At 38.9% G+C, this 12,424-nt stretch carries 14 protein-coding genes; 8 read left to right on the top strand and 6 right to left on the bottom strand.

Going from position 1 to position 12,424, the window contains the following annotated elements:
• Positions 1 to 77: 77 nt before the first annotated feature.
• Positions 78 to 827: a DUF4850 domain-containing protein gene (locus G8E00_RS12135; RefSeq protein WP_227591424.1), complete on the bottom strand. Its 750-nt coding sequence runs from the start codon at positions 825 to 827 to the stop codon at positions 78 to 80.
• 246 nt (positions 828 to 1,073) lie between these two features.
• Here G8E00_RS12135 and G8E00_RS12130 point away from each other — a divergent pair, with 246 nt between their 5' ends.
• A complete protein-coding gene (locus G8E00_RS12130; protein ID WP_227591211.1) occupies positions 1,074 to 1,523 on the top strand; it encodes a hypothetical protein in 450 nt (149 codons plus the stop codon).
• A 491-nt stretch (positions 1,524 to 2,014) separates the two neighbouring features.
• Complete coding sequence (locus tag G8E00_RS12125; protein ID WP_166224950.1) at positions 2,015 to 2,476, top strand: AAA family ATPase; 462 nt, start codon at positions 2,015 to 2,017, stop codon at positions 2,474 to 2,476.
• 39 nt (positions 2,477 to 2,515) lie between these two features.
• Here G8E00_RS12125 and G8E00_RS12120 read toward each other — a convergent pair whose 3' ends face one another.
• The gene (locus G8E00_RS12120) at positions 2,516 to 3,418 is read right to left on the bottom strand and encodes an NADP-dependent oxidoreductase (RefSeq protein ID WP_166224947.1); all 903 of its coding nucleotides are present in this window, start codon (positions 3,416 to 3,418) and stop codon (positions 2,516 to 2,518) included.
• 157 nt (positions 3,419 to 3,575) lie between these two features.
• Between G8E00_RS12120 and G8E00_RS12115 the strand changes: the two genes are divergently transcribed.
• The gene (locus tag G8E00_RS12115) at positions 3,576 to 4,145 is read left to right on the top strand and encodes a hypothetical protein (RefSeq protein WP_166224944.1); all 570 of its coding nucleotides are present in this window, start codon (positions 3,576 to 3,578) and stop codon (positions 4,143 to 4,145) included.
• A 349-nt stretch (positions 4,146 to 4,494) separates the two neighbouring features.
• Positions 4,495 to 5,202, top strand: a complete 708-nt coding sequence (locus tag G8E00_RS12110) for a DUF4145 domain-containing protein (RefSeq protein ID WP_166224941.1) — start codon at positions 4,495 to 4,497, stop codon at positions 5,200 to 5,202.
• 19 nt (positions 5,203 to 5,221) lie between these two features.
• Here G8E00_RS12110 and G8E00_RS12105 read toward each other — a convergent pair whose 3' ends face one another.
• From G8E00_RS12105 to gatC, 4 genes are read right to left on the bottom strand one after another with little or no spacing between them, the layout of a single operon-like run.
• Entirely contained in the window at positions 5,222 to 5,944 is a 723-nt protein-coding gene (locus G8E00_RS12105; RefSeq protein WP_166224938.1) for a hypothetical protein, read from the bottom strand.
• A 60-nt stretch (positions 5,945 to 6,004) separates the two neighbouring features.
• The gene (gatB, locus tag G8E00_RS12100; protein ID WP_166224935.1) at positions 6,005 to 7,480 is read right to left on the bottom strand and encodes an Asp-tRNA(Asn)/Glu-tRNA(Gln) amidotransferase subunit GatB; all 1,476 of its coding nucleotides are present in this window, start codon (positions 7,478 to 7,480) and stop codon (positions 6,005 to 6,007) included.
• Positions 7,480 to 8,958 carry an Asp-tRNA(Asn)/Glu-tRNA(Gln) amidotransferase subunit GatA gene (gene gatA, locus G8E00_RS12095; RefSeq protein WP_166224932.1) on the bottom strand — a complete coding sequence of 493 codons (1,479 nt, stop codon included), beginning with the start codon at positions 8,956 to 8,958 and terminating at the stop codon, positions 7,480 to 7,482. The genes gatB and gatA overlap by 1 nt, the downstream gene beginning before the upstream one ends.
• A gap of 53 nt (positions 8,959 to 9,011) precedes the next feature.
• Complete coding sequence (gene gatC, locus G8E00_RS12090) at positions 9,012 to 9,326, bottom strand: Asp-tRNA(Asn)/Glu-tRNA(Gln) amidotransferase subunit GatC (RefSeq protein WP_166224929.1); 315 nt, start codon at positions 9,324 to 9,326, stop codon at positions 9,012 to 9,014.
• A 134-nt stretch (positions 9,327 to 9,460) separates the two neighbouring features.
• Here gatC and G8E00_RS12085 point away from each other — a divergent pair, with 134 nt between their 5' ends.
• Genes G8E00_RS12085 through G8E00_RS12070 form a run of 4 tightly spaced genes read left to right on the top strand, consistent with a single transcriptional unit; the run spans position 9,461 to position 12,419 of the window.
• A complete protein-coding gene (locus tag G8E00_RS12085; protein WP_166010363.1) occupies positions 9,461 to 10,507 on the top strand; it encodes a rod shape-determining protein in 1,047 nt (348 codons plus the stop codon).
• 16 nt (positions 10,508 to 10,523) lie between these two features.
• Positions 10,524 to 11,381, top strand: coding sequence for a rod shape-determining protein MreC (gene mreC, locus G8E00_RS12080; RefSeq protein WP_166010365.1), 858 nt, complete (start codon positions 10,524 to 10,526; stop codon positions 11,379 to 11,381).
• Positions 11,368 to 11,865 (top strand): rod shape-determining protein MreD, encoded by a 498-nt coding sequence (gene mreD, locus G8E00_RS12075; protein ID WP_166224926.1) that lies wholly within the window; start codon positions 11,368 to 11,370, stop codon positions 11,863 to 11,865. The genes mreC and mreD overlap by 14 nt, the downstream gene beginning before the upstream one ends.
• Complete coding sequence (locus G8E00_RS12070) at positions 11,853 to 12,419, top strand: Maf family nucleotide pyrophosphatase (protein ID WP_166224923.1); 567 nt, start codon at positions 11,853 to 11,855, stop codon at positions 12,417 to 12,419. The genes mreD and G8E00_RS12070 overlap by 13 nt, the downstream gene beginning before the upstream one ends.
• The last annotated feature ends 5 nt before the right edge of the window (positions 12,420 to 12,424 follow it).

Below are 12,424 nucleotides of genomic sequence, written 5' to 3'. Positions count from 1 at the left end.
TATAGCTGTTATTGTAATGTTACTGAGTTTTATTCAATCAAATTTCACAATAGTTGCATTGTTATAAAAGTAAATAATTAATGCATCGCATGATAAAAATTTAAGATCGGTCGGGCTAAATTTTGATTTGATTGATCTAAAGTAGTGCTGATTTCTTGAAAGTTAAACGTATCTTCATCATCATATTTTGCTATGCCATGCGTCTTATTATTCAAGTTTGGAATTTGATAGCTAAAAAAAGCAACGTTCTTACTCGGATAGACCACGTTTAATTTTTTATTTTTATCGACATAGCCACCAAACTCATTTTCGACACTTTGTTTTAATAAATGTGGAAAATATAAACTGGCATAGGGCATTCCACAACCAACACAGAATGCAGAATTATATAGGTTTATCTGTTCTTTTTGATCTGCACTCATAATCAGTGCTGAACCACTACCATTTGCTCCTGCACTAGCAGAAATATCTGTCCATGCACGAGGAATCATCACTGCACCAATATTTGGTAACACAATTACTTTAATTTGACTGGCTTGTTGAGGATCTAATTTAAAGTTAAAGGTACATGTGTTTTTTGTGCAAGGTTTAGATTCTTTTAAAATACCATCATCGTAAGGGTTCTCTACCGTTACACCATAAATGGGTACTTGCACATTATTGTTAAAGGTTGCATATCCTATGGAATAAAACTGATTCCACTTTTTACGTTGGATGGCATTGTCTGAAAATTTAGAGAACTTTGGATTAAAAGTTTCAACTTTGGCAAAAGTAAGCGTATTCAGTAAACATAAAAGACTCAGTAATAATATTTTCATTTTTAGTATTTTTTAACATTCCTCAAGTAAGCATAGAATAACATTTTTATAAGATCATGCTCAAAATATGGAGGGATATCTCCTTGATCTGCCAATTTTCTCAGTATTTGAGTTACAGAAAGGGACTTAAGCGCATGAATAGGATTATGATAGTTGTTAAATTTAATCTTGGTTTGGAGTCATTGTATGTCTCGTCGTTTATCTAACACCTTCGGCTCAAAATTTTCACGTATCGCAAGTGCTTCTGTTCTAGCAATGGGTTTGCTGGGCATGACGCAAGTTGCATCAGCGGGTCCAACCGTGGATCAACTGAGTGAATGTTTGGTGAAATCGACCACAGCAACAGATAAAACTGCTGTTTTACAATGGACTTTTGTGGCTTTGGCGAGTCATCCAGATCTTAAAAGTTTTAGTAATGTGACAGAAGCACAAAAGACACAGTTAGATCAAAATTTAGCGACTGTCTTACAACGCATTTTAGTTGAGCAATGTGCAACGCAAACCAAGGCTGTGATTAAGGCTGAAGGTATTCAAGCTGTGGGTAACAGTTTCCAAGAATTAGGTCGTATTTCGGGTGAAGAAATTTTGAAAAATCCTGAAGTGAAAGCGCAGTTGAAGGGTGTGATTCGTTATGTCGATTTGAACAAATTGGTGACGACTTTCTTAACGCCTGACATTATGTCGAAATTGGGTTTAAGCAAATAATTGCATTCCAAATGAGAAGACTGCTGATGGCCACCATGAGCAGTCTTTTTTTTAAATGGCATTAAGCATCAAAAAATCGCAAGATTAAAGAGAAAAAAGCTTTAATCAAAAACCAAATTCCTCTTAACAGAATATTGAAAATGATTTCAGCTAATACTTCTAAGATGAATTTGAATATTTTAAAAATGACTCTTCCAATGAATCTCAAAATTTCGACAATGGTTTGGTAGATTTTATTGAGCACATTGGAAATTGGATAGTCTTTTAACTTTTTCCATTTTTCTTGTAGTTGATTTAAATGGATGATCGGTAGGTTTTCGGCATAGATGAGTGCATATAGCCAGACAATAAAAAGTATGCCGATTACAGTGAATATAAAATTGAGAAGTGTCATTTTTTATTAAATGGTATTGTTTCATGATTTTTTATAAATCAAATATACAGTATTTCATTTTGATATTTGATGAATTTCATCCGATAGAGTGTGTTCAATGCATATTAATCCAGATCACTATTTAGAGACAGAACATGGTCGAGTGTTTACGGATGAAGGTAATCAACTGGCGTGGGAAAGATGTTTTGCTGACTTGGAAGAAGAGTTAGACGGAAATGCAAATATTCAGCGTGTATATCTACTGATTGGTGCGCAAGCTTCGGGTAAATCGACTTGGGCGAAAGAGAAAAATAATTCAGAGCCTGACAATATTATTTTTGATGCGATTTTGGTTAAAAAACAAGAAAGAAAAAGCATAATCAACTTAATTCATAATAAAAAAATCGCCATCATTGCGATCGTTTTTCATACATCTTTAGCACTGTGCTTAAAACGAAATGAAACAAGAGCGTTAGATACACGTGTAGATGAGTCTGCGCTAAGAAATGTTTTTAATGCGATTGAAATGCCAAGTTTGGATGAAGGCTTTAGAGAAATCATTGTTTACGATGCAGGATGAGCATCGATACGCTCATCCATCTGGATCTAAATTATCAATTTATTGAAACACCAAAACACTTTTACCTTTGGTATGACCAGTTAAAACATCGGTATAGGCTTCTTGAGCATTCTCAAAAGGATATTCACGACTGACAGACCAATCGAAACGTCCGTCTGCCACACCATCCACCACATGCTGTAAATTGTTAATGTTGCGTTTCACCCAAACTGGACGTATTTGACTTGAAGACAATTTACGACCTGCAATTGAACCCATAAAACCACCTGATTTTACAGTAGCTAAAGAGGCTTGGGTTGCATCTTCATTACCACTCATATCAATAGACGCATCGAATTTTTCAGGATGAATGCTGTGCAAGCGTTGAATTAAGCCTTCACCGTACACAACAGGGGTAGCACCCAAAGCTTGAAGGTGCTGCTGATTTTTTTCGGATGCAGTTGCAACCACGTTCATGCCTTTTTCAATCGCAAGTTGAATGAGGATGGAACCCACACCACCAGAACCACCATGTACGAGTAAAGATTGGGCTGGCCCCATTTCATCTAAAATGGTCATTGCGGTTTGTGCTGCACCTGCCAGACTTCCTGCGATGTTCCATTCGATGTTTTGTGGTTTTCGAATGAGGTTTTCGAGCGGTACATCAATGACTGTTGCATGGGTAAATGAGCCACCTGAGCCGAGAACTTCATCGCCAATTTTCCATGTTGTGTTGGCATCTGCAAGTTCGACAATGACACCTGCAAACTCTGTTCCGAAGGTTTGCGGTAGTTGCGCATGTTTGAATTCGCCTGTCATACGACGTGCGTCAATAGGGTTGATGCCGGCGGCTTTGACTTGGATGCGTGCCATGCCTGATGCGAGGGTTGGTAGGGAATGACTTTCGAGATTTAAGACCTCAGGTTGTCCGTATTCGTGAGCGATTAAGACTGTAGTTTTCATTTTCTTTGCCTAGTTTTATGTTCTGTTTTGATTATAGGGTGGCAGAGTTGTGGCTTTGAAGGGCTAAAAATAGGACAGTGTTTTCTTGAGTAATTAAGCTACTTTGTCAGATAGTAAAAGTTGGTTAAAATAAAAGTAAAAGAGAAGTCATAAAATCATGAAAATAAGTTTAATTTTAACCTTAATACTATTATTCATAACAGCAAGCAGTTGGTCTGCACCAAGAAAACCTTTCTCGAAAGATTACAAAGATTTTGAGGGGAAAACTTTTAGTAATTTAAGAGTTCAGAACAAAGTTTTCTATGAATTGACTTTTGAAGACGGTCGTTGTTTAAAACGAGAAGTTTTGCATAATAGGCTATCACCCAAAATTGCTATGGATAATGATCCTTTTGATGATGTGTGGACATTTGACACTAAAAGCATTGGTATGCCTTTCCAACCTCTAGGTGTTGACTATTTAGAGTATAAATTGCCTGCAAAAACAGAATTGATATTTAGAGTAAAAAAATATTCTATCGATCAAAGAGTATATAAATCATGTAGTCATTATGGAATTTATACTTTCAAATCAAAGAAAAATTATGAGTTGTTAGATAACACTGGTTCTGATGATTGCAAGTTTACCATTAATCAAATTATGAAAGATGGAACTCGAAAAGAAGTGAAACCCATTAGATTATTATCAGCAAATAATGAGTTAGATTATTGTAAATTAAAAAAGTAAATTGTTATCTATCTCTTGTGAAGCAGTGCTTCTCGTCTTAAAGCAGTGTTTTAAAACTTGCTCAGGAGAGGGAACTCTGCGTATCAAATTAATCACGTGTCAAAGTCTCCCTTTTAAAAGGGAGATTTAGAGGGATTCAGAAGTCACACATAAAGAAAGACTTTGAAAGTTGGATAAGTCCTAAGTCTTTAAGTTTGGCGATTAAGAATACTTTTTTGATGTTCATTTTTGTTTAAATGGTTAAAATTGAAAATAAATTAATAATTTTGATTAACTTGATAATAGTTTTAAAAGTTATTGATTTGTAGGTAAAATTATGAAGTAAAAAAACTAAAGTTAATCATACGCTATGAAAATACCTGAATTACCAAAAACAATTCTTGATCAAAAGAGTTTTAAATGTCCCCATTGTGGCGCTTTTGCGCATATGAAATGGGAAAATCTATTTTTTACTATTCATGATGAGCAAGGTAATGAACATAATATTCAAACAAGAGTTCATCAAGCACGATGTGCGTCATGTGAGAAAGAAAATATATGGTATAACAATCGGGAAGTTTCAGGATGGTTGGCGCTTCACGGAATACCAAGACCTAGTAATGATTCTGAATTATTAAGACTGTTTCCAATAAATGAAATTAGTAACACAGATATACCGGAATACTTACCTGATATGCCACATGATGTACAGGAGTTGTATAAAGAAGCAGCCTTAATTTTTGAATTGTCACCACGTTCTGGAGCTGCTCTTATACGCTTAGCTTTAGAAAGATTATGCGAGCATTTAGGTGTTAGAAAGAAGAATATTAAAGAATCGATTGAAGAGCTGGCAAAAAAACAAATTATTCCATTAAGAGTTGCACAAGCTGCAGATAATATCAGGTTGATTGGAAATGCGAATGTTCATTCGGGGATTATTGGGGATGAGGTTCTAGAAGATATCAATCCAGCTATTTTTACTTATATTAATTTAATAGTTGATTACGCAATCACGAAGCCAAAGGAAATTGATGAGATAAATGCACTATTTCCGGAACAAAAAAGAGCTAATATTTGAATTGGAAAAAATCTGCTAATTATTTAGCAGATTTTTTAGATTTACCGTTGTGATACTCTTTATGAGCAATATAATATTTGAAACTACCTACCCAATTACTTACTTTTTTACCTGCAAGTTGATCAATGAGGTTTTTAAGCTTTGGAGTAGTCTTTTTTTGTTTAGAATTATCTATAACAATTCCATCGCAAATGATGATATATCCTTTTTCAAAGAGGTCATCACTACCGGTTTTACACATCAAAGCAGCAATGTTATCAAAATCTAGTTTTTCAGATTTCTCACATAATAATCTTGGTTTTATATGAGCAGCGATTAAAAAATCTGTTGGATAAACATCTCCACAGATTGTGCATTTAGCTTCATCTTTACCTTGAGTAAGATGCAATCGTAATAAGGCTTGCTCCTTTCTTGATTTCGACTTTGAATCATAATCTAAATCAACTTCATCAGAAAATTTTGGTAAGAAGTTTTTAGGATCACTTGATAATTTTGAGCCATCAACTTTTTGAATACTTTTAGGCGTAATGAGGGATGGAGCATTAGGAATTTCAGAATTAGACATTCTAGCTTTAAGACCGCTTAATACTAATGCCTCTAGTTCGTCTTCATTATCTACATAGATATAATCTACCTCAAATCTTGATGGACTTGCAATATATCTACCTGCCTCATTTTTATGAGCATAAAGGGGTGTATCTTTATATGTGCCTTTTGATACTTTAGCCATTAATTTAGACATGCTTTTCTCCATGAAGAAAACCCGCTCTAAAGCGGGTTTTCTTTTTCAAAATAGATTAGATCAACCAATCAATTTCTTCATCAATTCATTCACTTGAGCTGGATTGGCTTTGCCCTTAGACGCTTTCATTACTTGACCCACAAGACCATTGAAAGCTTTCTCTTTACCAGATTTATACTCTTCAACCATCTTCTCATTGGCAGCAAGCACGTCTTTGATAATCGCTTCAATTGCACCTGTATCAGTTTCCTGTTTCAAGCCTTTTTCCGCAATAATTTCATCCGCAGTTTTGCCTTCTTCCCACATAAAGCCGAACACTTGCTTCGCAATCTTACCGCTAATTGTGTTGTCCACAATACGTGCAATCATGCCGCCAAGTTTTTCCGCAGATACAGGAGAGTCAGCCAAATCTAAACCAGCTTTGTTTAAAGCACCAGAGAATTCACCCATCACCCAGTTTGCAGCAATCTTACCTTGTGCAGCGCCACCAGCAGCTTTCACCACAACTTCATAAAACTCTGACATTTCACGAGTCAGTGTAAGCACGTGAGCATCGTATTCAGTCACACCGAAGTCTGTCACGAAACGCTCACGACGTGCTTTAGGCAACTCAGGCATTTGCGCTTTAATCGCTTCGATTTGCTCATCTGCAATGATGACAGGCAACAAGTCTGGGTCAGGGAAGTAGCGGTAATCGTTCGCTTCTTCTTTCGAACGCATCGAACGCGTTTCCATCTTCACAGGGTCGAACAAACGGGTTTCTTGATCAATCGTGCCATCCCATTCCAAGATTTCCATTTGACGTTCAATTTCAACATTGATCGCTTGTTCAATGAAACGAAATGAGTTCAAGTTTTTCAACTCGCAACGTGTACCAAAAGGCTGTCCCGGACGACGTAAAGACACGTTACAGTCACAGCGGAACGAACCTTCAGCCATGTTACCGTCAGAAATACCTAACCAACGCACCAAGGTGTGAATCGCTTTAATATAAGCAACTGCCTCTTCAACAGAACGCATATCGGGTTCAGAGACAATCTCAAGTAAAGGTGTGCCTGCACGGTTTAAGTCGATGCCTGACATGCCTTCAAATTGGTCATGAATCGATTTACCCGCATCTTCCTCAAGGTGTGCACGTGTAACGCCAATGCGTTTGACTGTGCCATCTTCAAGTTGAATGTCGATATGACCCAAGCCCACAATCGGGTTATCCATTTGGCTGATTTGGTAGCCTTTAGGTGAGTCAGGGTAGAAATAGTTTTTACGTGCAAACACAGAAGCTTGGTCGATGTACGCATCGATACCCAAACCAAAGCGAATCGCAAGATCAACCACTTCTTTGTTCAGTACAGGCAATACACCCGGCATTGCAAGGTCAACAAGGCTTGCTTGAGTGTTTGGATCATTACCGAATACAGTCGACGAACCTGAGAAAATTTTAGAATTTGTCGCAAGCTGAGTATGAATCTCAATCCCGATAACGACTTCCCAACCGTCAATCAAGTTTGACTTCGGTTTTGCATTGTTGTTCGCCATTATGCATTCTCCTCAGCAATTGCCGCACGTTTGCTATGCCAATCCGTTGCTTGTTGATACTGATGCACCACAGACAACAATTGAGATTCTGACCAGTAGTTACCAATGAGCTGTAAGCCAACAGGTAAATTGTCTTTGTCAAAACCAACAGGGGCGTTAATTGCAGGTAAACCTGCCAAGTTCACGGCAATGGTGTAAATATCGCCTAAGTACATTTCAACTGGGTCAAGCGATGCACCAATTTTATAGGCAGTGGTCGGTGCAGATGGTGCAGCAATGACATCCACAGATTCGAATGCTTTTAAGAAATCTTGTTGGATGAGACGACGTACTTTTTGTGCTTTCACATAATAAGCATCGTAATAACCTGCAGACAGTGCATAGGTACCAATCAAGATACGACGTTGTACTTCAGGACCAAAACCTTCTGAACGAGAACGTTTGTACAAATCCATCAAGTCGACTGGGTTTTCACAGCGGTAGCCATAACGTACGCCATCAAAACGAGATAAGTTAGAAGATGCTTCAGCAGGCGCAATCAGGTAATAAGTTGGAACATAAGCTTCGGTCATGTTGAGATCAATCTCAACCAAGATCGCACCCATTTCTTCCAATTTCTTTAATGACTCTTCAACACGTGCTTTAACGTCAGCATCTAAGCCAGCAACGTTAAAGTACTGTTTTGGAATACCAATGCGTAAGCCTTTAACTGATGTGCCGTTTAAGTTTGCAACATAGTCATCTGCTTCTTTATTTACAGATGTCGAGTCTTTCGCATCGTGACCTGCAATCACATTCATCAGGTAAGCACAGTCTTCCGCAGAACGTGCAATCGGACCACCTTGATCCAATGATGATGCATAAGCAATCATACCGAAGCGTGATACACGACCGTAAGTTGGTTTAAGACCAGTTAAACCACAGAATGATGCAGGTTGGCGAATTGAGCCACCAGTATCTGTCCCTGTCGCAATCGGCGCTAAGTCAGCCGCAACAGCCGCAGCAGAACCACCAGATGAACCACCTGGTACATGATCGAGTGCCCAAGGGTTGAGTGTGGTCTCATAATATGAACTTTCTGAGGTCGAACCCATAGCGAATTCGTCCATGTTCACTTTACCTAAAGTAACCAGACCTGCTTCTTTACCTTTCGCTACAACGGTTGCATCGTAAGGAGAGATAAATTTGTCCAGCATTTTAGAACCTGCAGTGGTTTTAATGCCTTTGGTACAAAAAATATCTTTATGCGCCAATGGAATACCTGTCATTAAACCAGCCATACCCGATTTAAGCAGTCCATCTGCCGCATCTGCTTCTGCAAGTGCCAATTCTGGGGAAATTGTTACAAAAGAATGAACCTGGGAGTCAATTTTTGCAATTCGATTTAAATAATGTTGAGTCAATTCACGAGAAGAGAACTGAGCGGTTTTTAATCCTTCAGCCAACTCGCGAATTGATAGGCGATGTAAATCTGTCATGAGTTCAATTCTTTAGTTCAAATTTAAAAAAATTAAGATGTACTGACGTGAAATCATTCAATTACACGTGGAACAAGATAGAGACCATCTTGTGTTGCAGGTGCAACAGCTTGGTACTCAACTCTATGATTTTCTTCAGAAACTACGTCTTCACGTAAAGGCTGCGGATTGTCAAATGGGCTCTTAAGTGGCTCTATACCGTCGGTATTGATGCCTTTCAAGCTTTCCATCATTGCTAAAATTTTATTTAGACTTTGTGCATAGTCAGCAGATTGCGATTCATCTAAAGACAACCGTGCAAGATTGGCAATATTTGAAACAATTTGTGCATTTAAATCTGCAGATTGCTGAGTATCTGATGTTGACATGATGTCTCACCTAACCAGTATTAAAAAATATTCAAAATATAATGCGTTATAATAAGCGATTGACTTGTTCAAAGCATCACATTTAGTTAAAGTTGCAATCTTACGTCCATATAACGTTTAACTGAGAACGACCCGTGATTCTAAAACGACTAATTGGCTTGTTTTCGCCGGATCTAGCCATTGATTTAGGCACTGCAAATACACTAATTTATGCTCCAGGACGGGGCATTATATTAAATGAACCGACAGTTGTGGCGATTCGTCACAGTGGTTCACAAAAAATTGTTGCAGCTGTAGGTTTGGATGCTAAGCAAATGCTTGGTCGTACACCTGCAAACATTTCTGCAATCCGTCCAATGAAAGATGGTGTAATTGCAGATTTTGAAGTAACCGAAACCATGTTAAACCAATTTATTGGTAAAGTGCATGAAAAACGTTTATTCCCACCTGCACCACGTGTTGTGGTGTGTGTACCATGTAAGTCGACTTTGGTTGAACGCCGTGCCATTCGTGAAGCGGTATTTAATGCAGGTGCGCGTGACGTTCGCTTAATTGAAGAGCCTATGGCTGCTGCAATTGGCGCAGGAATGCCAGTAGAGCAAGCATGTGGTTCAATGGTGGTTGACGTGGGTGGTGGTACAACTGAAATTGCAATTATCTCTTTGCAAGGCTGTGTGTATTCAGATTCTTTACGTATTGGTGGTGATGTGTTCGATGAACAAATCATTTACTACGTACGCAAAGCACATGGCTGCGTGATTGGTGAAACCACTGCTGAAAATATTAAGAAAGAAGTGGGTATGGCTTTAGCAGAACCTGGTGCTAAACCCTTAGAGATTGAAGTGCGTGGTCGTAACTTAGCTGAGGGTGTACCTCGTGCAATTACCATTACCTCGGACGAAATTACGCAAGCGATTGCCGATCCATTACAAAGTATTGTTGCAGCAGTAAAATCTGCTTTAGAACAAACGCCACCAGAGTTGTCATCAGACATCGCTGAGCGTGGCATTGTTTTAACAGGCGGTGGTGCATTGTTACGTAACCTAGACAAACTCTTGTCTCAAGAAACAGGTTTACCTGTGGTGGTTGCGGAAGATCCATTGTCATGTGTAACACGTGGTGGCGGTAAAGTCTTAGAGTTCTTTGACAGCCCAAATCACGACATGTTGTTTGTTGGTTAAGTAAAGGGTCAGGCGGGTGCAACCGAATCTTTTTTCAAGACAACCGCCATCTTTTCGCTCTTTCATTATTGCGGTCATCACTTGTTTTGTTGTGCTTATTTTTAATTGGCGCATGCCGCAAGTGGTTCAACCCGCAAGGGATGTTTTGTACGCGGCATATAACCCCATTTATGCCATTGCAAGTTATCCAGTTTTATCGAAAGAATGGCTCAATCAACATACCAAGTCTGAACTTCAGCTGCGTCGAGAAAATACAGCGATGCAGGCTGAACTGCTTCAGGCGAAAGTGCGTCTGCAAAAACTCTCGGAACTCTCTGCTGAAAATACCCGTCTAAGAGGTCTACTCAATACACCTCTTATTATTGATGGGCGTATGGAAATTGCAGAAGTAATCGGGACAGATGCAGATCCTTTACGTCATGTGATTATTATTAACCGTGGTGCTAAAAATAATTTACGAGTCGGACTCACTGTACTCGATGATAATGGCATTATGGGTCAAATTATTAATGTTTATCCGCATAGCAGTCGAGTCATGTTGCTGTCCGATAAAGAACATTCGTTGTCAGTTCGTTTAGATAATTCAGGTATGCGTGCCATTGTAAGTGGTACGGGGGATCTTGGACGTTTAAAAATGGAATATGTACCGACCAGTGCAAACTTAAAAGTCGGTGACAAAGTCTATAGCTCTGGTTTAGGACAGCATTTTCCAGCAGGTTACTTAGTCGGAACAATCTCAAAAGTGAAACGTGACAATACGGGTGAGTTTGCTCAGATTGATGTAAAACCAGCAGCTCAACTCGCTGGTGGACATCACGTGGTGGTCTTATTCTCTGACTCACTTGCGATGGAGCAACCGAATGCTCAGCGTTAAGGCCTTATCTCGAAATCGTGGACGTAAAGATCCATTATTCATCATCGTGATCTCCATCATCATTTGCTCTGTATTGACCGTGTATCCATTGTCCTATGCTTGGGCAGGATGGAGACCATTGTTTATGCTGATGGTCACCTTATTTTGGGTGATTTGTCAGCCAACATGGTGTGGTGTGTGGTTTGCATTTGCCATTGGTATTTTTACAGATCTTCTTCTTGATGCACCATTAGGCTTAAATGCACTCAGTTACGTCTTTGTAAGCTTTGTTACGCGTTACTTTATCCGAGAAAGGCGTATCATGACCTTTGGGAATACGTGGGTGATTGCGACCATCGTGTTTGTTGCACATCTGATCTTTATCATGATGGCTCAATTAATATCAGGTTTTGATTTTAGTATTGGGCGTCATTGGCAATCTTTAGCCACCAGTATTGTACTTTGGCCAGTGTTATATTACTTTTTAAAACCATGGCGAATATAATTCTTGCGTCGAGTTCACCTCGTCGCAAACAGTTGCTTGAACAAGTCGGTTTGGTGTTTGACACTTTTAGCCCAGACATTGATGAGTCTGTTTTAAATGGAGAAACGGCTCAATCGTATGTGCTCCGATTAGCCGAAACAAAGGCGAAAGTGGTTTTGGAGCAGTTCCCAGAAGCGATTGTGATTGCAGCAGATACCAGTTTAAGTTTAAACCAATACATTATTGGTAAACCTGAGTCAAAACAGCATGCTTTTGAAATTTGGTCAGCATTGTCAGGCCGTGAGCATCGGGTGATTACAGGTGTGTGTGTAGCAAGTAAAAATAAGATTCAAACGATTGCAGTACACACACAAGTTGAAATTCAGCATTTGAGTCCCGAAGATATGGAACAATATTGGGACACAGGCGAACCTATAGGTAAAGCAGGGGCATATGCAATACAAGGTTATGCTGCACAGTATATTCCGCGTATTGTAGGGAGCTATAGCAATGTGGTTGGCTTACCTTTGCATGAAACAATGCAATTATTAAATACAGTGATGAAAAGCGGTTAAGGCAC

The organism is Acinetobacter shaoyimingii, assembly GCF_011578045.1.
In the GTDB taxonomy this organism is placed as follows: domain Bacteria; phylum Pseudomonadota; class Gammaproteobacteria; order Pseudomonadales; family Moraxellaceae; genus Acinetobacter; species Acinetobacter shaoyimingii.
Note: the sequence above shows the minus strand (reverse complement) of the source record. Positions and strands in the feature narration are given on the sequence as shown.